General features: G+C 63.7%; 28 protein-coding genes. 14 read left to right on the forward strand and 14 right to left on the reverse strand.

Annotation, left to right across the window (positions count from 1 at the left end):
- Window positions 1–82: 82 nt before the first annotated feature.
- Complete coding sequence (gene mnmE, locus EDF56_RS11810) at window positions 83–1,372, reverse strand: tRNA uridine-5-carboxymethylaminomethyl(34) synthesis GTPase MnmE (RefSeq protein ID WP_132387614.1); 1,290 nt, start codon at window positions 1,370–1,372, stop codon at window positions 83–85.
- 39 nt (window positions 1,373–1,411) lie between these two features.
- Window positions 1,412–1,687, reverse strand: a complete 276-nt coding sequence (locus EDF56_RS11815) for a DUF6489 family protein (RefSeq protein ID WP_132387616.1) — start codon at window positions 1,685–1,687, stop codon at window positions 1,412–1,414.
- Between the two features lie 135 nt (window positions 1,688–1,822).
- On the opposite strand from EDF56_RS11815, the gene EDF56_RS11820 reads away from it, so the two are divergent.
- From EDF56_RS11820 to EDF56_RS11830, 3 genes are read left to right on the forward strand one after another with little or no spacing between them, the layout of a single operon-like run.
- Entirely contained in the window at window positions 1,823–2,518 is a 696-nt protein-coding gene (locus EDF56_RS11820; RefSeq protein ID WP_132387618.1) for a dienelactone hydrolase family protein, read from the forward strand.
- Window positions 2,519–2,524: 6 nt separating this feature from the next.
- Window positions 2,525–4,111 carry an FMN-binding glutamate synthase family protein gene (locus tag EDF56_RS11825; RefSeq protein ID WP_132387620.1) on the forward strand — a complete coding sequence of 529 codons (1,587 nt, stop codon included), beginning with the start codon at window positions 2,525–2,527 and terminating at the stop codon, window positions 4,109–4,111.
- Window positions 4,112–4,125: 14 nt separating this feature from the next.
- Window positions 4,126–5,094 carry a quinone oxidoreductase gene (locus tag EDF56_RS11830; protein ID WP_132387622.1) on the forward strand — a complete coding sequence of 323 codons (969 nt, stop codon included), beginning with the start codon at window positions 4,126–4,128 and terminating at the stop codon, window positions 5,092–5,094.
- A gap of 77 nt (window positions 5,095–5,171) precedes the next feature.
- Here the strand turns inward: EDF56_RS11830 and EDF56_RS11835 are convergent, their stop codons facing one another.
- The 4 genes from EDF56_RS11835 to hemE form a co-directional block, all read right to left on the reverse strand.
- Window positions 5,172–5,888 carry a TerC family protein gene (locus EDF56_RS11835; protein WP_243652557.1) on the reverse strand — a complete coding sequence of 239 codons (717 nt, stop codon included), beginning with the start codon at window positions 5,886–5,888 and terminating at the stop codon, window positions 5,172–5,174.
- Window positions 5,889–5,903: 15 nt separating this feature from the next.
- Entirely contained in the window at window positions 5,904–7,160 is a 1,257-nt protein-coding gene (rho, locus tag EDF56_RS11840; protein WP_132387624.1) for a transcription termination factor Rho, read from the reverse strand.
- A 216-nt stretch (window positions 7,161–7,376) separates the two neighbouring features.
- Complete coding sequence (locus tag EDF56_RS11845) at window positions 7,377–7,820, reverse strand: CopD family protein (protein ID WP_132387626.1); 444 nt, start codon at window positions 7,818–7,820, stop codon at window positions 7,377–7,379.
- 289 nt (window positions 7,821–8,109) lie between these two features.
- Window positions 8,110–9,135: a uroporphyrinogen decarboxylase gene (hemE, locus tag EDF56_RS11850; protein ID WP_132387628.1), complete on the reverse strand. Its 1,026-nt coding sequence runs from the start codon at window positions 9,133–9,135 to the stop codon at window positions 8,110–8,112.
- A 348-nt stretch (window positions 9,136–9,483) separates the two neighbouring features.
- Here hemE and EDF56_RS11855 point away from each other — a divergent pair, with 348 nt between their 5' ends.
- From EDF56_RS11855 to EDF56_RS11900, 10 genes are all read left to right on the forward strand, one after another.
- Window positions 9,484–10,329, forward strand: a complete 846-nt coding sequence (locus tag EDF56_RS11855; protein ID WP_132387630.1) for a pyruvate, water dikinase regulatory protein — start codon at window positions 9,484–9,486, stop codon at window positions 10,327–10,329.
- Between the two features lie 17 nt (window positions 10,330–10,346).
- Window positions 10,347–10,931, forward strand: coding sequence for a Maf family protein (locus tag EDF56_RS11860; RefSeq protein WP_132387632.1), 585 nt, complete (start codon window positions 10,347–10,349; stop codon window positions 10,929–10,931).
- Entirely contained in the window at window positions 10,928–11,794 is an 867-nt protein-coding gene (aroE, locus tag EDF56_RS11865) for a shikimate dehydrogenase (RefSeq protein ID WP_132387634.1), read from the forward strand. The genes EDF56_RS11860 and aroE overlap by 4 nt, the downstream gene beginning before the upstream one ends.
- Window positions 11,791–12,384 carry a dephospho-CoA kinase gene (coaE, locus tag EDF56_RS11870; protein ID WP_132387636.1) on the forward strand — a complete coding sequence of 198 codons (594 nt, stop codon included), beginning with the start codon at window positions 11,791–11,793 and terminating at the stop codon, window positions 12,382–12,384. Before aroE ends, coaE begins: the two co-directional genes overlap by 4 nt.
- A gap of 53 nt (window positions 12,385–12,437) precedes the next feature.
- Window positions 12,438–13,121, forward strand: coding sequence for a DNA polymerase III subunit epsilon (dnaQ, locus tag EDF56_RS11875; protein WP_132387638.1), 684 nt, complete (start codon window positions 12,438–12,440; stop codon window positions 13,119–13,121).
- Between the two features lie 25 nt (window positions 13,122–13,146).
- Window positions 13,147–13,716, forward strand: coding sequence for a ribosome-associated translation inhibitor RaiA (gene raiA, locus EDF56_RS11880; RefSeq protein WP_132387640.1), 570 nt, complete (start codon window positions 13,147–13,149; stop codon window positions 13,714–13,716).
- A gap of 144 nt (window positions 13,717–13,860) precedes the next feature.
- Window positions 13,861–14,322, forward strand: coding sequence for a PTS sugar transporter subunit IIA (locus tag EDF56_RS11885; protein ID WP_132388533.1), 462 nt, complete (start codon window positions 13,861–13,863; stop codon window positions 14,320–14,322).
- On the forward strand, window positions 14,312–14,821 hold the full coding sequence (locus tag EDF56_RS11890; protein WP_132387642.1) for a PaaI family thioesterase: 510 nt from the start codon (window positions 14,312–14,314) through the stop codon (window positions 14,819–14,821). Before EDF56_RS11885 ends, EDF56_RS11890 begins: the two co-directional genes overlap by 11 nt.
- Window position 14,822: 1 nt before the next feature.
- A complete protein-coding gene (locus tag EDF56_RS11895) occupies window positions 14,823–15,155 on the forward strand; it encodes a DUF1491 family protein (protein ID WP_132387644.1) in 333 nt (110 codons plus the stop codon).
- A 191-nt stretch (window positions 15,156–15,346) separates the two neighbouring features.
- Window positions 15,347–15,997, forward strand: a complete 651-nt coding sequence (locus EDF56_RS11900; RefSeq protein WP_132387646.1) for a cell wall hydrolase — start codon at window positions 15,347–15,349, stop codon at window positions 15,995–15,997.
- Between the two features lie 98 nt (window positions 15,998–16,095).
- On the opposite strand, the gene xth is transcribed toward EDF56_RS11900, so the two are convergent.
- From xth to EDF56_RS11915, 3 genes are read right to left on the reverse strand one after another with little or no spacing between them, the layout of a single operon-like run.
- Complete coding sequence (gene xth / locus EDF56_RS11905; protein ID WP_207904689.1) at window positions 16,096–16,872, reverse strand: exodeoxyribonuclease III; 777 nt, start codon at window positions 16,870–16,872, stop codon at window positions 16,096–16,098.
- On the reverse strand, window positions 16,869–17,201 hold the full coding sequence (gene erpA / locus EDF56_RS11910) for an iron-sulfur cluster insertion protein ErpA (protein WP_132387649.1): 333 nt from the start codon (window positions 17,199–17,201) through the stop codon (window positions 16,869–16,871). The genes xth and erpA overlap by 4 nt, the downstream gene beginning before the upstream one ends.
- A gap of 55 nt (window positions 17,202–17,256) precedes the next feature.
- Window positions 17,257–17,682, reverse strand: a complete 426-nt coding sequence (locus EDF56_RS11915) for a CBS domain-containing protein (protein ID WP_132387651.1) — start codon at window positions 17,680–17,682, stop codon at window positions 17,257–17,259.
- A gap of 163 nt (window positions 17,683–17,845) precedes the next feature.
- On the opposite strand from EDF56_RS11915, the gene EDF56_RS11920 reads away from it, so the two are divergent.
- Window positions 17,846–18,142, forward strand: coding sequence for a hypothetical protein (locus tag EDF56_RS11920; RefSeq protein ID WP_132388535.1), 297 nt, complete (start codon window positions 17,846–17,848; stop codon window positions 18,140–18,142).
- A gap of 10 nt (window positions 18,143–18,152) precedes the next feature.
- On the opposite strand, the gene EDF56_RS11925 is transcribed toward EDF56_RS11920, so the two are convergent.
- The 5 genes from EDF56_RS11925 to EDF56_RS11945 all read right to left on the reverse strand — a co-directional run bounded on the left by EDF56_RS11925 (window position 18,153) and on the right by EDF56_RS11945 (window position 21,592).
- Window positions 18,153–18,491: a (2Fe-2S) ferredoxin domain-containing protein gene (locus EDF56_RS11925; RefSeq protein ID WP_243652597.1), complete on the reverse strand. Its 339-nt coding sequence runs from the start codon at window positions 18,489–18,491 to the stop codon at window positions 18,153–18,155.
- Window positions 18,492–18,538: 47 nt separating this feature from the next.
- Window positions 18,539–18,970, reverse strand: a complete 432-nt coding sequence (locus EDF56_RS11930) for an acyl-CoA thioesterase (RefSeq protein ID WP_132387655.1) — start codon at window positions 18,968–18,970, stop codon at window positions 18,539–18,541.
- A 60-nt stretch (window positions 18,971–19,030) separates the two neighbouring features.
- Complete coding sequence (locus EDF56_RS11935) at window positions 19,031–19,465, reverse strand: DUF2497 domain-containing protein (protein WP_132387657.1); 435 nt, start codon at window positions 19,463–19,465, stop codon at window positions 19,031–19,033.
- A gap of 82 nt (window positions 19,466–19,547) precedes the next feature.
- The gene (locus EDF56_RS11940) at window positions 19,548–20,996 is read right to left on the reverse strand and encodes a TolC family outer membrane protein (RefSeq protein ID WP_132387659.1); all 1,449 of its coding nucleotides are present in this window, start codon (window positions 20,994–20,996) and stop codon (window positions 19,548–19,550) included.
- Window positions 20,997–20,998: 2 nt separating this feature from the next.
- Window positions 20,999–21,592 (reverse strand): protein-L-isoaspartate O-methyltransferase, encoded by a 594-nt coding sequence (locus tag EDF56_RS11945; RefSeq protein WP_132387661.1) that lies wholly within the window; start codon window positions 21,590–21,592, stop codon window positions 20,999–21,001.
- Between the last annotated feature and the right edge of the window lie 189 nt (window positions 21,593–21,781).

Raw genomic sequence — 21,781 nt, forward strand, 5'->3', positions numbered from 1 at the left:
TCGCGTCAAAGTTTGTAAAGGGCATGTTCCACGTGGAACATGTGGGTCAAAGAGGATGAGGGACAGGGCTCCCGACGGCGCCTCACTTCCCGATGCAAAACCGCCCGAACAAGGCGTCGAGCATATCCTCGGTAGTGGCCCGGCCGATCAGCGCATCGAATGCCACCCGGGCCAACCGCAAGGCCTCTGCCACCAGCAGCGGATCGCTTTCCCGATCCGCTGCCGCCAGTGCCCGTTCCGCCTCCGCGACCAGCGCATGCTGGCGAGCGTTGAGCGCGGCATCGCCCGGGCGCGGCATCGCCTTGCGGGCGGTCTCCACCAGGTCGGCCCGGAGCCGATCCATCCCCTCGCCCGTCACGGCGGAAACGGAGTGACGAGCCTGCGCCTTCTGTTCCACGTGGAACACATCGGCCTGTGCCGCGATCTCCCATGCACCCTCCAGGCCCTCCCCTTCCTGGCCCAGCCACAGCACGAGATCGGCCCGGTCCAGAGCATCGCGCGCACGTGAGATTCCGATTGCCTCGATCACATCGCCGGTCTCGTCGCGCAAGCCGGCGGTGTCTCCGAACAGGAAGGGCACGCCCTCGATCGAAACCGCCCGGGTCAGCACGTCGCGCGTGGTCCCCGCGAGTGGTGAGGTGATCGCCGCCTCATCCTCGACCAAGGCATTGAACAGCGTGCTCTTGCCGGCATTGGGCGGACCGGCCAACACGACCCGATAGCCCTCGCGCAACGCCTCGGCACGCGGACGCGAGAGCCATTCGGAAAGCTCTTCGCGGAGATCGGCAAGCCGGGTGCGGAAGTCGGCCGGAAGATCCGAGACATCGTCCTCGTCTCCGAAGTCCAGCACGGCCTCGACCGATGCCGATGCTGTCAGGACCCGGTCACGCCACTGCTCGACCTGCCGTGAGAATGCCCCTCCCGCCATCGCGATGGCCGAACGACGCTGCAATTCGGTCTCCGCAGAGAGTAGGTCCGCCAGCCCCTCGGCCTCGGCCAGATCAATGCGCCCATTGGCGAAGGCGCGGCGGGTGAATTCTCCGGGAGTTGCGCGGCGCAACTTTGGCAATCGGGCCAGTTCGGCCTCGACAGCGGAGACGACTGCCCTCCCCCCGTGAAGATGAAACTCGGCAAGATCCTCGCCGGTCGCGGTCGCCGGACCGGGGAACCAAAGCACCAGAGCCTGATCGAGCACCGCACCCGCGTCATCGCGCAAAACCCGATAACGCGCACGGCGCGGATCGGGCAGCGAACCGGTAAGGGCGGAAAGTGCAGACCCGGCCTCGGGCCCGCTCACGCGAACGATCGCGATGGCAGCAGGCGGCGCGCCGCTCGAAAGGGCGAAGATCGTATCGGAAAAGCGGTCGGACATGGCCTCTCGCCTAGCCCGACCGGATCGGCCCGTGAAGACTCAGTTGTCCTTCTTGGGCTTGCCCTGCGGATTGAGCACGCCGCTCAGCGCCATGGCGGCGCCACTTTCCATGAGCTGCTGAAACAGCTTGAGCCCGAATTCGCCCATCGGGGCGACCTGCTTGCTCATTTCCTGAAGCTGATCGAAGCTGCCAACCCCCTGCATCGCCTTGCTAAGGGCGTCCACATAGACTTCGTTGGCCTTGGTCACGTCCGGCAGACCCAGGAAGCGCCGGGCCTCTTCGGGCGAGCATTCGACCTCGACTTGGACCTTCATGACGGCCTCCTGCTTGGAATTTCTGCATCATAGCTGACACAGGGCGTTGGCAAAGTCCATCACCCGTGCCTAACTCCGAAAAACGGTTAGAAGACCCAGAAGTTCTCAAGGCCAGAGGTTCTCAGGAGACTCCCCATGACAAACACCGAAATCCCTACGCTCGATGGCGACGGCATGATCCCCGCCTACGTCGCCCGTCCCGCAGGCACGCCGCGCGGGGCGATCATCGTCCAGCAGGAGATCTTCGGCGTGGACGCCGGTATTCGCCAGAAGGCCGATAGCTGGGCCGCGCGCGGCTACCTCGCGGTGGCGCCCGACACGTTCTGGCGCCAGAAGCCGGGCATCGAACTGAGCCCCTATAACGACGAGGAATTCAAGGAAGCCATCGGTCACATGATGGCCCACGACTTCGATCTTGGCATTCGCGATCTTGAAGCCGTGATCCACTGGGTTCGCCGTCAGGAAGGCGTGCCCAAGGTCGGCCTCGTCGGCTTCTGCATGGGTGGCCGCATCGCCTACATGGTCGCTACCCGCACCGACATCGACGCTTCGGTCGGCTACTACGGCGTGATGATCGACCAGATGCTCAATGAAAAGCATGCGATCGCCCGTCCGCTGATGCTGCACATTCCCACTGCCGACCACTTCGTGGACGCCGCCGCGCAGAAGGCGATCCACGAAGGACTGGACGATCATCCGCGCGTAACGCTCTGGGACTACGAAGGCCTCGACCACGGCTTTGCGGCCGAAATCGGCGCCCGCCGGGACGAAGCCGGGGCAAAGCTGGCGGACAGCCGAACCGAGGCGTTCTTTGCGGAGCATGTCGGCTAAACCACGATGACTATCGCCCCGCGCTACGCCGTGCCGCTTGTGGTCGTGATTCTCACGGCCGCTTGCTGGCTCATTCCCTTGTGGCGCTGGGCGCTGGTACTGATGGTGCCGGTCCTGCTGCTGACGTTTTGGGACTTCTTCCAGAACCGCCACGCTCTCAGACGCAACTATCCCTTCATTGCCCGCGTCCGCTGGCTGTTCGAGGACATGCGCCCTTACTTGCGCGCCTATGTCGTCGAGGGCGACCGCGAAGGCCGGCCCTTCACGGTGGAGGAGCGCAGCCTCGTCTACGCCCGCGCCAAGGGCGAGATCGATTCGCACCCGATGGGCACCGAACTCGATGTCTATTCGGACGAATACGAATGGCTCGGCCACTCGATCGCCCCGAACGAAAAGGCCCCCAAGAACTGGCGGGTGAAGATCGGCGGCGAGGAATGCACCCAGCCTTACGAAAGCGCCCTGCTCAACATCTCGGCCATGAGCTTCGGTTCGCTTTCCGCCAATGCCATTCAAGCGCTCAACAAGGGTGCGGCCATTGGCGGCTTCGCGCATGACACCGGCGAGGGGTCGATCAGCCCCTACCACCGCATGCATGGCGGCGACCTGATCTGGGAACTGGGCAGCGGCTATTTCGGCTGCCGCCACAAGGATGGCAGCTTCGATCCCGTTCTTTTCGCGGAACAGGCGCAGACCGATCAGGTCAAGATGGTCGAGATCAAGCTGAGTCAGGGCGCCAAGCCGGGACACGGCGGCGTGCTGCCGGGCCCCAAAGTGACTCCCGAGATTGCCGAGACCCGCAAGGTGGAAGTGGGGCAGGACTGCCTCTCTCCCGCTGCCCACTCGGCGTTCTCCACGCCGATCGAATTGCTGGAATGGGTCGCCCAGCTGCGTGAACTTTCGGGCGGCAAGCCTGCGGGCATGAAGCTTTGCGTCGGCCAGCCGCACGAGGTGATGGCATTGGTCAAAGCCATGCTGGAAACCGGGATCACGCCCGACTTCATCGTCGTCGACGGTGCCGAAGGCGGTACCGGCGCCGCGCCGCAGGAATTGACCGACAATGTCGGCATGCCGCTGCGCGAAGGGCTAGCACTCATGCGCAATGCCCTCGTCGGTGCCAATCTGAAGGACCGGATCCGTCTCGGCGCATCGGGCAAGATCCATTCCGGCGCTGGCATGGCGCGTGCCTTCGCGCTGGGTGCAGACTGGTGCAATGCCGCGCGCGGATTCATGTTCGCGCTGGGCTGCGTGCAGTCGATGAAGTGCCATACCGGCGCCTGCCCCACCGGTGTCGCCACGCAATCCGAATGGCGCCAGCGCGGGCTCGTGGTCGAGGATAAGGCCGAGCGCGTCGCCCGCTTCCAGAAGGAAACGCTGAAGGCCTTGCGCGAGATCGTTGTCGCCATGGGCTACGACAGCCCCTGGGACCTCAACCAGCACGACATGTATCAGCGGATCGACAGCGCCAAGGCTGGCCCGCTCGACGAGATCTATGAATTCCTGAAGCCCGGCGAACTGATCGCCGATCCCGAATCCACTCAATATGCCCGCGCCTGGCGCGTGGCCCGCGCGGAAACCTTCCGCCGCGTGTTCTGAAGGACCCGAATGTTATGACCACCGGATACCGGATGATCGCCCGCCGCCACGGCGGCCCCGAAGTGATCGAGCGGGAGGACTTCACGGTCCCCTCCCCCGGTGCCGGCGAGATAGTGATCGAGACCGAGGCTGTCGGCCTCAACTTCATCGATACCTATTATCGCAAGGGACTCTATTCCGATCCGCTGCCGATTACTCTGGGGTCCGAAAGCGTCGGCAAGATCGTCGCCATCGGAGACGGCGTTTCCGAATTCAGCATCGGCGAGCGCGTCGGCACGACCAGCAGCGGGGGCGCCTATGCCACGCACCGGCTGCTCAAGGCGGACAAGGCCATGCGCATCCCCGAAGGCATTGCACCGGAAATTGCGGCCGCCGTCATGCTCAAGGGTCTGACCGCCTGCTATCTTGCCGAGGATACGTTCCCAGCTGCGGCCGGCCATGTAGCGCTGGTACATTCCGCCGCAGGCGGTGTGGGCTCGCTGCTGGTGCCCTGGCTGCTCGACAAGGGCGTGACAGTGATCGCCCATTCCGGATCGCCCGAGAAGGCCGCGCAAGTTCCGGGCGAGCATTCGCTTTCGTGCGATCTCGCTGATCTGCCCGGAAAGATCCGGGAGATCACCTCGGGCGCGATGTGCCATGTTGTCTATGACGGGGTTGGTGCGGATTCGTGGGCGGCTTCCATCGCCTCGCTTCGCCGCCGCGGGCTTATGGTCACGTACGGCAATGCCTCGGGGCCGGTTCCGCCCCTGCCCCCGCTGGACCTCATGCGTGGCGGTTCGCTCTATCTCACGCGGCCGACTCTGGCCGATTACGTGGCGACGCCGGAAGAGCTCGCGGCGAGCGCCAAGAAGCTGTTCGACCGGATCGCCAGCGGCGTGCTGACTCCGCGTGTGGGGCAGACCTTCCGGCTTGAAGATGCGGCTGAGGCTCATCGCGCGCTGGAAAGCCGAGCCACAACAGGTTCCACAGTGCTGGTGCTCTGACCTGACAGGATACAGCAAAGAAAAAGGGCTCGGAGGCATAAGCTTCCGAGCCCTTTTCAATTCGTGTTCCCTCCGGATCACATCAAAGTGATGATACCCAGCTGAGGGTCGGTCCAGCCCTCGTAGATCATCTTCACCGCCACGTAGAGGATGACGGCAAGACCGATCCAGGCGATCCAGCGGTACCGTTCGATGTACTTGGCAATGAAGTTGGCCGCGACACCCATGAGCGCAACCGCGAAGATCAGGCCGACGATCAGAATCCCGGGATGATCGCGCGCCGCGCCGGCCACGCCGAGCACATTGTCGATCGACATCGAGATGTCCGCCACCGCCACCGAGAGCGCCGCGCCAGCGAAGCTCTTGGCCGGGGCCACGCCCGAGCGTTCGTCACCCTCGATCTCGGGCGAGCCCGGAGAGTGATGACCGCCAGCGTGAATCTCGCGGTACATCTTCCATGCGACCCACAGCAGCAGCAATCCGCCCGCAAAGACGAGTCCGACGATGCCCAGCAGCCATGTCACCATCAGTGCAAAGGCGATGCGCATCACCAGAGCGGCAAGCACGCCGATGGCAATGACCTTCTTGCGCTGGTCGGCCGGAAGCCCGGCCGCGAGTGCGCCGACGACGATGGCATTGTCCCCCGCCAGCACCACGTCGATCATCAGCACCTGAAGGAACGCCGACATTGCTGCCGGCGATCCCAGGTTCGAGAAGTCGTTGACGATATGCTGCCAGATTTCGGCCGGCCCTCCCACGGCGGAAGTGGCCACGAGCGTATCGAGGATACTCAACCCGATAGCCCCTGCTTACTGGTTCATCGTGGCGAAGAAGTCCTCGTTGGTCTTGGAGTCCTTCATCTTGTCGAGCAGGAATTCCATCGCGTCGACCGTGCCCATCTGCATGAGGATACGGCGCAGGACCCACATTTTGGTGAGCTGGTCCTTCGGAACCAGCAGCTCTTCCTTGCGGGTGCCGGACTTGCCGACGTCCAGCGCCGGGAAGATGCGCTTGTCGGCCACCTTGCGGTCAAGGACGATTTCCGAGTTACCGGTGCCCTTGAACTCTTCGAAGATGACTTCGTCCATGCGGCTGCCGGTGTCGATCAGGGCCGTGGCGATGATCGAAAGCGAACCGCCCTCCTCGATGTTGCGCGCGGCGCCGAAGAACCGCTTGGGGCGCTGCAGGGCGTTGGCGTCGACACCGCCGGTCAGCACCTTGCCCGAAGAGGGAACGACGGTGTTGTAGGCGCGACCAAGGCGGGTGATCGAGTCCAGCAGGATCACGACGTCGCGCTTGTGCTCGACCAGGCGCTTGGCCTTTTCGATCACCATTTCGGCGACCTGCACGTGGCGCTGGGCGGGTTCGTCGAAGGTGGAGGAGATGACCTCGCCCTTCACCGAACGCTGCATGTCGGTGACTTCCTCGGGACGCTCGTCGACGAGCAGCACGAGGAGGAAGACTTCCGGATGGTTGTCGGTGATGGCCTTGGCCATGTTCTGCAGCAGCACGGTCTTACCGGTGCGCGGCGGCGCCACGATCAGGGCGCGCTGGCCCTTGCCCTGCGGCGAAATGAGATCGATCACGCGGGCCGACTTGTCCTTGACCGTGGGGTCCAGGCTGTCGAGCTTCAGGCGCTGATCGGGATAGAGCGGCGTCAGGTTGTCGAAGTTGACGCGGTGGCGCACCACGTCCGGATCGTCGAAGTTGACGCTGATAAGCTTGGTGATGGCGAAGTAGCGCTCACCGTCGCGGGGCGCGCGGATCTCGCCTTCCACGGTATCGCCGGTGCGCAGGCCCCACTTACGGACCTGGTTGGGCGAAACGTAGATGTCGTCGGGACCGGCAAGGTAGTTTGCCTCGGGGCTGCGCAGGAAGCCAAAGCCGTCCGGCAGCACTTCGATCGTGCCCTGACCGACGATTTCTTCGCCGTCTTCGGCCACTTCCTTGAGGATGGCGAACATCAGGTCCTGACGGCGCATCGTCGAAGCGCCTTCGACGCCCAGTTCCTCTGCCATTTCGACCAGTTCGGCCGACGACTTCTTCTTAAGTTCTTTAAGGTGCATCTTGCTTGAATTCCGGATGGAAAATTTTTGGGAGAAATTTTGGAGAGTCGGCCGGCGGATCGATGGGCTTGGGGAAAGCGGATCCGGGCACGCGAAAGAACTCGCCGCCCTGAGCCGGGACACGGTTCAGATAGGGATTGGGCAGCCTGCGGTCAACGCGTGATCCACAAGCCGGACGCGGCCTGCGCCCAGCCGATGGTACAGTTCAGACTCGCTTCAGAACGGTTTGACGACCACGAGGACGACAATCACCGCCGCGGCAAGGCCCGGAATCTCGTTGAGCAGGCGCAGCTGCTTGCCGGTGAGCGTCCGCTCCCCCTTGGCCAGGTTCTTCGCATAGCCAACCAGCCAGCCATGATAGCCCGAAAGACCGAGCACGAAGAGCAGCTTCACATGAAGCCAGGGCTGGCTCCATGCGTCGATCGAAAAGGCCGTGGCAATGCCGAATAGCCAGACCATGACGAGCGAAGGCGTCAGGATGATCTTGCGCAGCTTCGCCTCGCGATCGACCCAGCGCGCCGCTTCGGCCGAGCCCGGCTCTGCTTCCTGATGATAGACGAAATAGCGCGGGAGCATGAATAGCCCCGCCATCCAGAAGATCACGAAAATAACGTGTCCGGCTTTGAGCCAGAGATAGAGCATTGCCAGCGTATCCTGCATCGGCGCACGAAGTCTCGTTGGGTCCGTGCCGATCTCCTGCACGCTTGCCCGGCGGGGTTCAAGGTGATTCCGGCAGCCTTGCGGTGGGAGGAAGAAAGCGAGGGGATTCAATATCCCCTGCCCTGCCCGCTTCGGGTCGCCCTTCCCGGCGGCCGCGCGTGTGCCTGAACGCGGCAACCGGATGAGTCCTGGGGTGAGTGGCCGGAACCGCTCTCATGGCTCAGCGAGCGCCTGAGAGCAGATTCAGGCACGGTGCTGAAGACCGGGCGGAAAAAATGGATCCCCCTGCTTACCTGCTCCAGTTCCGCACGATCGCCAGCAGCGCTTCGACATGCTCGATCGGCGTGAACTGCCCGATGCCATGCCCGAGGTTGAACACATGCGGACGGTCCGCGAAGGCATCGAGCACGCGGCGGGTTTGACTCTCAAGCTCCGCGCCGCCTGAAAGCAGCAACAGCGGGTCGAGATTCCCCTGTACCGGCAGCCCTTCGGGCAATTCGCGCGCGGCCCAGATCGGGTCGACGGTTTCATCGATCCCGACGGCGTCCACCCGGGTCTCTCGGGCGTAAGCTGCTAATTTTTCGCCGGATCCCTTGGGGAAGCCGATGATCGGAGTCTGCGGATGGCGAGCCTTCACTGCGGCAACGATGGCCGCATTGGGCGCGATGACCCAGCGTTCGAACTGTGCGGGTGAAAGCGATCCGGCCCATGAATCGAAAAGCTGGACGGCTTCCGCTCCGGCTTCGATTTGGCCGCTGAGGTATTCGACAGTCACCCCCACGATAGCCTGAATGATCGCCTCGAACGCGGCTGGGTCGCGATAGGCCATTGCCCGTGTCTCATGCTGATCGCGGCTGCCTTCGCCTGCACACATGTAGGTCGCGACTGTCCACGGACTGCCGGCGAAGCCGAGCATGGTCTTGTCCGCAGCGAGTCCGGCGCGAACCTTGCGCACGGTTTCATAGATCGGAGTCAGTCGCTCGGGCACCGCGACGAGGCTTTCGAGCGTGTGATCCACAAGCCGGGGAGTCAGTTTCGGACCTTCGCCGGCAAGGAACTGAAGGTCCTGCCCCATTGCGTAAGGCACGATGAGGATGTCCGAAAAAAGGATCGCGCCATCGAATCCGAAGCGGCGGATCGGCTGGAGCGTGATCTCGGCGGCTGCGTCGGTATCGTAGACGAGCGCGAGAAAACCGCCCTTTTCCGCGCGTAACGCCCGGTATTCCGGAAGGTAGCGTCCGGCCTGGCGCATGAGCCAGACGGCGCGTTTGTTCGTGTTGGTTCCGTGCAGGGTGTCGAGAAGAAGGCCAGGCATCGAGAGTCAGGTCCAGTCCAAAAAAATAAGAGTCTTAAAAGGATGATGGAGTCTGTTGGTCCTGTGGATATCGGGGACGGCGATTCCTTGCCCGATTTGTCCCAAGATGAACAGGTTCGAGAGTCACTTGCGACTCTCCGGAGAGTCCGAGTCAAAGACTCTTTGTCCCTGTTACCCACAGGCTGTGGATCAGAGTCAGAGCCTGTCCACAAATGCCCCGGATTGAATCGGGGGAACGGGGAGGAAAACTCCGATCCGAGTTGTCACCGAGTCCGTCCCGTGGTTTATGCCGGGACATATCCACACCCCCTCTGTGAACACTCTGAAAGACCCGGAAAAAGGCCGAACATGGCGCGATTTCACCTGCACCTTCTCTCGGACTCGACCGGCGAAACGCTGGAAATGATCGCCAAGGCTGCCCTCGCGCAGTTCGACGATTCCGACGTTTTGCGCCATTTCTGGCCAATGGTTCGCTCGCAGCAGCATCTCGATCGGATCATGGGCGAGATCGCTGCCAATCCCGGCCTCGTGTTCTTCACGCTGGTAAACGAGGAAACGCGCGGGCGATTGGAAGAGCGTTGCCAACAGCTGGGCCTGCCGGCGATTGCGGTGCTCGACGGCGTTACCGACGCGCTCGAAGCGTTGCTGGGGCAGGAAGCCAAGGGCCGTCCGGGCCGTCAGCATCGGCTGGACGATGCTTATTTTGCTCGCGTCGATGCGATTCAGTTCACGATCGCGCATGACGACGGCATCGCCTGGGAGGATTGGGAAGAGGCCGATATCGTGCTGGCGGGCGTGTCGCGCACCAGCAAGACGCCAACTTCGATCTACCTTGCCAATCGCGGCTACAAAGTCGCGAATATCCCCATCGTGGTGGAAAGCCCGCCGCCTTCGATCCTGTTTGGATTGAAGCGGCCGATGGTTGTTGGCCTGACGACTGCGCCGGACCGGCTGATCCAGATCCGCCGCAATCGCCTGCTTTCGCTCAGCCAGTCGCCCGATACCGACTATGTGAAGTCCGACCGGGTCGAAGGCGAATTGAAATACGCGCGGCGGATGTTCGCGGACAATTCCTGGCCGGTCATCGACGTGACGCGCCGCTCGATCGAAGAAACCGCGGCGGCCATCATCAATCTCTATAACGAGCGCAAGGCCGAAGGCACCCAAGGGCAGCCGGGCCCTCGCCCGATCTGAATTTCAGGAATCCACAGATGATCGTACTTGCGTCCCAGAGCGCCTCGCGGCGCGCGATGCTCGAAGCCGCCGCCATCCCGTTCCGCGCCAATCCCGCGCATGTCGATGAACGGGCGATCGAGGCCGGGCTTGTCGGCGCCGCGCCGGGGGAAATCGCGCTGGCTCTGGCCAAGGCCAAAGCCCTCGCCGTTTCGGCGCAAGCGCCGGGCGAATTGGTGCTGGGCAGCGATTCCCTTGTCGAATGCGGGGGGCGGCGTTTCGACAAGCCGGCCAGCCGTGAGGCCGCCGCCGAGCACTTGCGCTTCTTTTCGGGCAAGACGATGGCCCTCCACAGCGCGGCGGCACTGGCGCGTGATGGCGAGATCGTCTGGGCGGATGACGCCGTGGCGTCACTGCATGTGATCGCGATGTCCGACGCTTTCATCGATCACTATCTCGATGCCGAATGGCCGGAAGTTGCCGGTTGCGTCGGTGTTTTCCGCATCGAGGCACGCGGCGTCCAGCTTTTCGAGTCGATCGAGGGCGACTATTTCACCATCCTCGGCATGCCCCTGCTCAAGGTTCAGGCGGCGCTGCGCCGTCTCGGAGAGATCGAGCAATGACAGGACAGCCTTACGCCGAAGTGATCGGCGATCCTATCGCCCAGTCGAAATCGCCGCTGATTCATGGGTTCTGGCTGGAAAAGCTGGGAATCGAGGCGCGCTACGACCGCTGCCTGGTCACGGTCGACGGCTTGGCCGACTACCTTGCCGCGCGTCGCGCCGATCCGGATTGGCGCGGCTGCAATGTGACGATGCCGCACAAGCTGGCGATCATGCCGCTGATGGACCGACTGGACCCGCTCGCCGCGCGGATCGGCGCGGTCAACACCGTGGTGCGCGAGGCAGACGGCACGCTTGTCGGCTATAACACCGATGCCCCGGGCTTTCTCGAACCGCTGCGCGAGCGACTGGCGGAAACGCACTTGTTCCGCATGGCGCGCATTCTCGGCACGGGCGGCGCGGCGCGGGCGATCGTTGCCGCGCTGGCGGACAAGGGTTTCGTGATCGTGCTGGCGGGGCGCGATCCGGCCAAGGCGAAGGCCATGCTTGACGAGCTGACCACGCAGCAGGATCACCACGCGATCGATCTTGCCCACTTCGCCCATCCCACCGATTTCGCTTTCGATGATCGCGAGCGGCTTTTCGACGTGATCGTCAATGCAAGCCCGCTGGGCATGACCGGGCAGCCGCCGCTCGCGTTCGATTTCAGCCATGCCCCGCCGAACAGCATGGTCTACGATATCGTCACCAGCCCGCGCGACACCGCGTTCCTGCAAGAGGCCCGCGAGGCGGGATTCCCCACGGTGGATGGACTGGCAATGCTGATCGGTCAGGCCGATCACGCGTTTCGCCATTTCTTCGGCGCGACACCGCCGCGCGATGGGGATAGCGACGCCCAGTTGCGCGCGCGTCTGGAGGCATGACGCGGCCGAAGATCCTGGGCCTCACCGGCTCGATCGGCATGGGTAAGTCGGCCGTGGCGGCGATGCTGCGCGATCTCGGCGTGCCGGTTTTCGATGCCGACGCTGCGGTTCATGAATTGCAGGGGCCGGGCGGTGCGCTGCTGGATGAGATCGAGGCCGCGTTTCCCGGCACCACAGGTCCGCAAGGCGTCGATCGCGCGAAGCTTGGGGCTGCGGTCTTCGGGAATCGGGAAGCGCTCGTCCGCCTCGAATCGATTGTTCATCCGGCCGTCGGCGCGATGCGCCGGGCGTTCCTGAAGGACAATGCAAAGGCGCCGCTGGTCGTGTTCGATATTCCCTTGCTCTACGAGAAAGGCGGGCACGAAGGGCTCGACGCGGTCGCCGTTGTTTCAGCTCCGGCTGATGTCCAGCGTGAGCGCGTGCTCGCCCGTCCCGGCATGACCACGGAAAAATTCGAACAGATTCTGTCGCTTCAGGTCCCCGACGCCGAAAAGCGCGTGCGGGCGGATTTCGTGATCGATACCGGCGTATCGCTCGAGGAGACCGGGGCCGAGGTGGAGCGTATCGTGCGCGCGTTGGGCCCGTTGTAATAATCCTGCCACAGGCCTTGCGAAGCAGCGTCGGCAGGCAGATATGAGGTTAAATGCGAGAGATCATCTTCGATACCGAAACTACGGGATTCGACCCCAAGAACGGGGACCGTATGGTCGAGATCGGCTGTATCGAGATGGTCAACCGGGTGCTGACCGGCCGCAGCTATCACGCCTATTTCAACCCCGAACGGTCCATGCCGGCGGAGGCAGAGGCCGTTCATGGCCTGTCCGATGCCTTCCTGTCCGACAAGCCGCTGTTCGCCAGCTGCGCGCAGGAATTCCTCGATTTTATCGAGGACAGTCCGATGATCGCGCACAATGCTTCATTCGACTTCAACTTCATCAACCACGAGCTAACCCTGTGCAGCCATCCGATCGTCGATCGGTCGCGCATGGTCGATACGGTAGCGCTGGCGAAAGTGCGCCATCCGGGCGCCAAGCTTTCGCTCGATGCGCTGTGTTCGCGGTATGGAATTGATCGAAGTCATCGAACCAAGCACGGCGCGCTTCTAGACGCCGAGTTGCTGGCGCAAGTCTATGTGGAACTGCGCGGCGGCCGCCAGATCGGTCTCGAACTGATGGCGGAAGTGAATGAAATCGTGGTGGAAACCAAAGTCCTTGCCCGCAGGGACCGACCTTTCCGCCAGCCGCGTCCCCATGCGGCCACCGAAGCGGAACTGATGCGCCATGCAGAGTTCCTCACTTCGGTCGACGCCCCACTCTGGGGTGAATGATACCATAGCAGAGGAGTATTCGCTCATGGACATCCGCGTCTCAGGTCACCAGGTCGAAACTGGAGAGGCCCTGCAGGTTCACGCCAACGAGCGGTTGATGACGATCATCGACAAGTACTTCAATCGAGCGTTGTCCTCGCAAGTTACCTTCGGCCGGGCCCCGGCCGGTGCCTTCCGCTGCGATATCATCATGCATGTAATGCAGAACCTTGTGCTCAAGGGCACGGGCATGGCGCAGGATGCGCATATCGCGCTCGATCAGGCGTCCGAGAAGATCGACAAGCAGCTGCGCCGCTACAAGCGCCGCATCAAGGACCGGCATGAGCAGACCGCCTATGCCGTGGCGACCGAGGAGGCGGCTTACACCATCTTTGAGGAGCCGGCGGCCGAAGCCGATCACGAACTCGACGCCGATGCCCCGGTGGTGATCGCCGAGACGCGCGTGGACGTTCCCGAGGCAACGGTATCGGATGCGGTGATGATGCTCGACTTGCGCAACACCACCGCACTGCTGTTCAAAAACGCTGGCACTGGCCGACATAATATGGTTTACCGCCGCGGCGACGGTTCGATTGGCTGGGTTGAACCGCACTGACGCCGGCCGCAGCGTCTTCCGGCGCTAGCACTTCTGATCGCATATACTTCTGATCGGAGGACGAGTAAGCAGCCCCCGGACCTTCCGGGGGTTGCGAGCGTTTAGGCATTGGCAACCTATCTGAGACCAGAACCAGAAAACGAAATGAGCAGTCTTTTCAATCTTCTGCCCGATGCTGTCACGACGGCGAGCGCGGATACCAAAGCGTCCATCCTTGGGCGCCTCGCCGGAATCTTCACGGACGTCTACGGGCTGGACCGGGAGATGGTGCTTGCGCGCGTCCTTGAACGGGAAGCGTTGGGCAGCACCGGATTCGGCCGGCGTATCGCGATTCCCCACGCCCGGCTTCCGGGCCTGAGCCGCCCGGTCGCGGCGTTCATTCGCCTCGATTCGCCGGTGGAGTTCGATTCCGCCGATGGTGTGCCGATCGATATCGTCTTCGGCCTGCTCTCGCCCGAGGGTGCCGGCGCCACCCATCTTCACGCCCTTGCGGCGATCTCGCGCATGATGCGCGATGAACGCATGCATGAGGCCTTGCTCGACGCTCCCGGCGCGGAAGCGCTCTACAGCCTGCTTAGCAGCGTTATCGACCGCGATGCTGCCTGAGGCCCCTGGGGCCGGCTCTGAAAATGGGCCTGAAATCGAAAAGGCCGACAGCAGCGGTGCCGCGCTGCATTGGCGGGCGCTCGAAGGGCTCTACGCTTCGGCGCCGATCAACGGCATGTTTGCCTCGCGGCTGGAAGTTCCCGGAGAGGGGTTGGCGCGGATCACATTCGACGTCGATCCTGCCTGCTTCCACGCGGCGGGTGCGGCGCACGGCACGATCTATTTCAAGATGCTGGACGATGCCGCCTTCTACGCGGCCAACACGCTCGTCACGGACCGGTTCCTGCTGACGACCTCTTTCAATCTGCTTCTCAGCAAGCCGATCAAGGGCGGCGCCATCGTTGCCGAAGGGCGCTGGGTAAGCGGGCGCCGCCGCGTGCTGGTCGCCGAATCGCGGCTTGTGGATGAGGACGGCGACGAAGTCGGCCGTGGAACCGGCACCTTCATGCGCTCCCGCATCGCGCTTTCCGGCCTGCCCGGCTACGCCGGCACGGCCTGACATGGAGGCCCGCCTCCCCGCTCATCTCGAAGCCAGCGCGCTCATCCGCGCGGCTGAAAGTGAGGGCGGGTTTGGCATGGTTATACAAAAAGGTGAACGCGACGCGGGGACGATCCTTGTCGTTCTGCTCGAAAACGGGCGGGATGGGCGTGTCTACGAACGCATGCCTCAAATGGACGGAACGCGGCTCTGGACATGCGCGAAGCGCGAAGAAAGCCCCGATTCGGGCGAGTTCTCGGACTACCTCGAAAGGCGTAGGCGACAGGACCCGGACCTTTGGGTGATTGAACTGGACGTCGCAAGACCCGAACGGCTCATCGGCATCGGCACCTGAAATGAGTTGACTTGCATGCCCTGCAAGTTAATGGCCACCTCACACGCACAGGCGGCTCGGGCAGCAATAAGGCTTGCCCGGCTAGCACGCAGACGGGGGATCGTCGGCAGATCGTGTGAATGTAAATGCTCCAATGGGGCATAGCGTTCCCGTCTGCGTCGGATTGGTTCACCGCCTTTGATCAAGAGTTGATGCGAAGCAAAGTTCAGTTGGCCAGCGCGATTGCGCTCGCTGCTACGGTTCTAACCGCCCTATTCGGCGCACAGGGTTCGGGCGCCGCCGCTACTACGCCGATTCCGGTCGCGGCAAAATCGAACACCCCGATGGCTTACGTCTCCACGCCGGTCGTCCAGTCCCTTCCCACCGATGGGAACGCTGCGACGGACAATCAGGCTGACGATGCCGTCACCTCGGATCATTCCGCGGATGCAGACTCGCTTGCCCAGCTGGTTGCCATGCAGCCCAGCGAGGGGTCGGTTGACAGTCAGATGCGCTGCCTTGCCGGCGCGATCTATTTCGAAGCGCGCGGTGAGACGCTGGAAGGCCAGCTTGCCGTTGGCCGCGTCATCATCAATCGCAGCGAATCCGGCCGTTTCCCCGCCAGCTATTGCGGCGTGGTCTACCAGCCCGGCCAGTTCTCGTTCGTACAAGGCAGCCGGATGCCCAGCATCCGCGAAAAGTCGGACGACTGGCGCGAAGCACTGGCCATTGCCCGCATCGCCGTCCAGGAAAGCTGGAAGAGCGAGGCTCAGGGCGCGCTCTATTTCCACGCAGCGCGTGTGTCGCCCAAGTGGCGCCTGACCAAGATCGCCCAAGTGGACGATCACATCTTCTATCGTTGAGGATCAGGTGGAGCGGGCTTGTCCCGCTCCGGCGGCCCGCATCGTTCGATGCCGGTGCCTGTGCATGGAAGGGGGCGGAAACGCCCCCTTCTTGCGTATCAGTCGCGCAGTTGCACCCAGACCGGCGTATGATCGCTGGCCTTCTCGCGTCCGCGATAGGCCTTGTCCACGCCGCAGGAGACCAGTCGGTCGGCCAGCTCGGGTGAGAGCAGCGCATGGTCGATGCGGAAGCCGTGGTCACGCTGCCAGGCGCCGGCCTGATAGTCCCAGAACGTCCAGACACCGCCGCGCGGGTTGTGCGTGGCAATCGCGTCGGTCCAGCCATCGCCCAGCAGGCGGAAGTAGGCATCGCGCGATTCCGGCTGCATCAGCGCATCGGCGGCCATGGCCGGCGGCGACCAGACGTCCTGATCGGTTGGAATCACGTTGTAGTCACCGGTGACGATGGCCGGGACTTCCTCGGCCCGGATCGCGGCCATGCGGCGGCGCAGGCGTTCCATCCAGCGCAGCTTGTAGTCGAACTTGGGGCCGGGCACCGGATTGCCGTTGGGCAGGTAGATGCAGACGACGCGCAGGCCGAACACATCGGCTTCGAGATAGCGGGAGTGCTCGTCCTCAGGCTCGCCGTCGAGCCCGCGCTGGATCTCCACCGGCTTTTCGCCATCGGCCAGGATGGCGACGCCATTGAAGCCCTTCTGGCCGTGCCAGATTCCCTGGTATCCGATCTTCTCGAATTCCGCGATCGGGAAGCCTTCGTCCTGGCTCTTGATCTCCTGGAGGCAGGCGACCGAGGGGCGGGTTTCTTCCAGCCATTCGAGCAGGCGGGGAAGGCGTGCCTTGACCCCGTTGATGTTGAACGTGGCGATTTTCTTCATACGGAGAAGCTGGATCCGCATCCGCAGCCGGCGGCGGCTTGGGGATTTTCCACCCGGAAGGCGGCGCCGCCCAGCGATTCCACGTAATCGACCACGCAGCCGTCGACGAGGTCGAGGCTTACCGAATCGACCACGAGGCGAACTCCATCGGTCTCGGCAATGGTGTCGTCGTTCTCGGCGCTGTCGGCGAGGCCGAACTTGTACTGAAAGCCCGAACAGCCCCCACCCTCTACCGAGAGGCGAAGGATCGCGGGTTTGCCCTGCTTTTCAGCGATCGCGGCGACGCGCGCCGCGGCCGATGGGCTGAGTGTCACGGTTTGTTGGTCCATGCCTGCGATGTAAGCCTCGCGGCCCCGCGCGGCAAGGTGCGGGGCCGGATAAGGATCAGGCCATCTGGATGTAATCGCGCATCGCGGCGGCTTCGGATTCGACTTTGTCGATCCGGTATTTCACGAGATCGCCGATGGAGACGAAGCCGACCATCCGGCCGCCGTCGATCACGGGCAAGTGGCGGATACGGCGCCGGGTCATCAGTGCCAGCGCGCTGAGGACCGGCGTGGACGGTTCGACGGTGACGGCGGGAGAGGTCATCACGTCGTTCACCGGTTTGTGGAGCATGTCCGGGCCGAATTCGTGCAGCCGGTAAATAACATCGCGTTCGGAGAAGATTCCAACCAGCGTTTCGCCGTCCAGTATCGGCAGGGCGCCGATGCGGCGTTCGGCCAGCAATTTGGCCGCCTCGCCTACGGTAGTGCCCACCTGGCAGGTCTGGACGGGTCCACGGCCTTCGATAATGCGCGCAATCGTCATCGTCGCTCTCTCCCCTGGTTGGCCCTCATCAACGCGGTTTGGATCGAAGAATACCATAGCGGAGCGGCGCCTGCCACTTCGTCCGATTGCCAGGGGCGTCTTTTGAGTGCCGTGCCGGGAGCATTTGCTTGCGAGGCCGCGCGCGAAAGCCCAAATGGGGCGCATGATACCGCGCTCGCCCCTTGAAGACCCGGAAAAGGCCGCCCACGCCTGGGCACGCTATCGCCGGATCATGGCCTATATGTTGACAGTGACGGTCGGCCTTGTGCTGGCCTCGATCATCCTGCTCTATCGTTCGAACGGGATGGTTTCGGTCCACTTCTACATTGCGGCCGCACTGGGGATCGGTTTCACGATGCTGCTGGCCTCGGCGCTGATGGGACTCGCCTTCCTGTCGAGCGGAACCGGACATGACGAGTCGATCGTCGATCCGTTCGAGGATGACTGGAAGGGTAAGTAGCGCCCCTCCCTCACCCTTGACGGGGCCGCAGCCGGAATTCCTCGACCGGTTGCCCACCGATCAGATGCTGCTGGATGATCTTTTCCAGCACGTCCTCAGTGCAGGAATGGTACCAGACCCCATCGGGCCAGACGACCGCGACCGGCCCCGCGAAGCAGATGCGCAGGCAGTCGGCCTTGGAGCGGGCGATACCGCCGCCGTTCTCGCGCTTGGGCCCGTCGAGGCCCAGCTGCTTGAGTCGCTTCTTCAGGTATTTCCATGCCGCCGCCCCCTTTTCGGGCGAGCAGCATTCGCCTTTCTGCGGTTCGGCACAGATGAAGATGTGGCGCTGGATGGTGTCGCCGCCCATCTTGGCGAGCGCTTCGGCGGCCTGATCGATCTCCCGGTGCGATGCGGTCACGGGCGCAGCGCCCATTCGGCAGCGCGGGCGCGGTAATCGTCGGGCAACGGCGCCGGGCCTTCGGCGCCGACCATGACGATCACCGTGCGCGCGAAGACCACCGGCTCACCCTTCTGAGTCACGACTTGCACCAGTTGCTGGCTGGTGCGGCCGAGGTGTTCGGTGGCGCCGTGGATGACCAGCGTCTCGGGATAGTGCGTTTCGCCAAGGTATTCGATGGAGATGCTGGCGACCATGGTTGAAAGACCACGGAACGCATCATGACCGCCCGCGGCGCGGTAGAATCGCACGCGCCCGTCCTCAAGCATGCCGGCTATGGCGACATTGTTGATGTGGTGGTTGAGGTCGAGGTCGCTGAAGCGGGGTTCGATCTCGCAGCGAAATGGATAACGCGCGGGATCGAGCAGCGCGGGGTCTGGTCTGGGCATGAGCCAGAGTTAGGTAGACCGCACGCTCAGGTCCAGCCCCAAGCGCATCGCGGGAGCGGGTCAGCCCTTCTTGCCGACGATTCGCGCGATCTCGGTTGCGACAAGGCGTTCGACCATCGCCGGCAGGTTCTTGTCGAGCCAGTCGGCCAGCGCCGGACGCAGCAGCTCGCGAACAAGACCTTCGAGCGAGGTTTCGCCCGAGCGGACGATCTGCGGCGGCATGCCCGGTTCCGACAGCATCGCAAGGGCGGCCAGCGATTCGCGCATCGAATCGCGGGCATCGTCATCAAGAAGCGCGGGTTCGTCGCCCAGCACATCGGCCAGTTCGGCGGCTTCGGGCAGTTCCAGCACGTCGTCATCGAACGCCGCTGCGCGCATGGCTTCACCCGCGCGGCGCTGGCGCTCGGAGCGGGCCGCCGCGCGGTTGTCACGCGCGATGACCTGCTTGATCGACTGGAGAATCTCCTCGACCGAAGGCTCACCGTTCTGACGCATTGCAACTGTCCCCGTTGGCGCCGGATGTTCCCGTTTTCCGAGCGCGCCCATCACCCATCCCCGAATCAGGGTTAAAGGATGGTTACTGTTCGTGAATCTCGCCGTCCTGAACCGGCGTGTCAACGGTCCGGGTGGACTTCGCCACAGGGGCCGGATCGTTGTCCCAGTCGAAGATCTTGCCCTTCACGCGGTCGTAATTGACCTGGGGATCGTAGAGCACGCCGCCGTCGAGATTGAGATCGCGCGCTTCGGCGCGGCCCATCGCGGCCAGCAGGGTGAAGCCGGCGACATAGGCGTTGCGCTGCGCCGTCACCAGATCGACCTGTGCGTTCAGCAGTTCCTGTTCGGCGTTCAGGATGTCGAGAATCGTGCGGTTGCCCACCGAGTTCTCCGCCCGCACGCCCTCAAGGCTGAGCGAGGCGGCATCGACGGCGGTTTTCGAAGAGACGATCAGGTCGTTCGACGCGAGCCACGCGGTGTAGGCCGATCGGACTTGCGCGATCACGCCGCGTTCCGTGGCGATTTCCTGTTCCAGCGTGGCCGAGGCCGTGGCCTGCGCCTGTCGGCGCTGGGCGGCGGGAAGACCGCCCTGGAACAGCGGGATCGAGACTTGCGCACCGGCCGTGACCGTATGGTTGTGCTCGTAGCCAGTGATCCGTGGGTCTGCCGAGCCGAGGTAATCGGTGTAGCCGCCCTGTGAAAACAGGCTGACGCGGGGCAGGCGGCCTGCACCGGCCACGTCGATATCCTTTTCCGCCGCCTTGCTGCGCTGGCGCGCGGCAATCACGTCGGGATTGGCATCGAGCGCTACCGACGTGGCCTCTTCGGGCGTGGCGGGCAGATTCGGCAATGGCGGCGGCGTTTCGAGCGCCTCGGGCGCCTTGCCGATCAGACGGATATAAGTCTCACGCGCGGCGGCGAGGTTGGCCTCGGCACTGCGCAAGTCGCCATTGGCGACGGCAAGGCGTGACTGCGACTGCGCCACGTCGGTCCGGGTCAGTTCGCCGATCTGGAAACGATCGCTGGTGGCCTGAAGATTGACCTTCAGCACTGCCACGTTCTTCTGGTTCAGCCCGACGATCGCCTCGGCCCGGATCACGTCCATGTAGGCGCCGACCACTTGCGAGAACAGCGAGCTTTCCGACCCGCGCAGCGAGGCCTGTCCGGCCTCGACGCGGATCTTGGCGGCGGCCACGCTGTTGCGGACCGAGCCGCCCGAATAGATAGGCACGCCCAGATCGACCCCGGCGGACAGGATCTTGGTCGGCTGGATGTCCTTGGCGGCGCCAGCGTCTACATATTTGGTGAAGGAGCTGTCGGCGCTCAGACTGGGCAACCCCGAGGAGCGCGCGATCGGCACGCCCTCGTCGGTCGCGCGCTGCTGCGCGCGTGCCGCCTCAAGCGTGGGATTGGTCTGGTAAGCCAGGACCAGCGCCTCGCGCAGGGTGTCGGCCAGCGCCGGAGCGCTTGCCGTTGCCAGTGTCAGACATCCCCCCGCGAGTAGCCCGGTACGCAGCGCGAACCGGGCCATGCTCAGAAGCTCCAGCGTTTGGGAGCAGCGAATTCGGGCAGAACCGGAATCCCGATCTCAGCGAGCGGCAGCAGCGCAAGTGTGCCTGCAGCCTTGATGCCGGTTGCAAGGCGTGGAACGCCGCGCACCACAAGGCCGGTCACTGCGCGGCCGCCTTCGGCGAGCGCGGCAGTGAGCGTTTCGGGCAGTTCCTCAACCGCACCGTCGATCACCAGCAGGGTGTAGTCACCCTTGGCAACGTCCTTGGCTGCAGCCGGATCGACGACCTCGAGCGAGCCCACCAGCGGACGCAGCAGCGCCGCAAGATAGCCGTTCGCATCGCCGACAAGGAGCGCCTTGTCGGTCTTGGTCGGTTCGGCTTCGGCAAGCATCTTGCCGTGCACAACGGGAGCGGCGAGTTGGCGGCCGTTATCCAGCGTAATCGCGCGGTCGATATAAGCGGCATCGCGCATACCGGCGGGCACGAAATCCTCGCGGGCAACGCCGGCCATGGCTTCGAGCACCCACGGTTCGTTCACGCCGCTGGTGCGCAGTTGGCTGACGATCATGGCTTGGCGGGCTACCGCGGCAGCGGACCGATCCTCGGTCAAGGTCATTTTGGTCCCATTCCTCATGCTGTTGCGGGCACATGAGGGAGCGACTGCGCCCCTACCCCCCGCAAAGACGGACTAGATGGCGGCCTTACTAGGCCAAGCCGCGAATGAGGCCAAGCCATTTGCAATACCTTGGTCGATCTATCGCGACGTTTGGACGATGGCACAGGCACTTGGGAAGAGCACTTGCGA

The organism is Novosphingobium sp. PhB165 (genome assembly GCF_004341845.1).
Lineage (GTDB): Bacteria > Pseudomonadota > Alphaproteobacteria > Sphingomonadales > Sphingomonadaceae > Novosphingobium.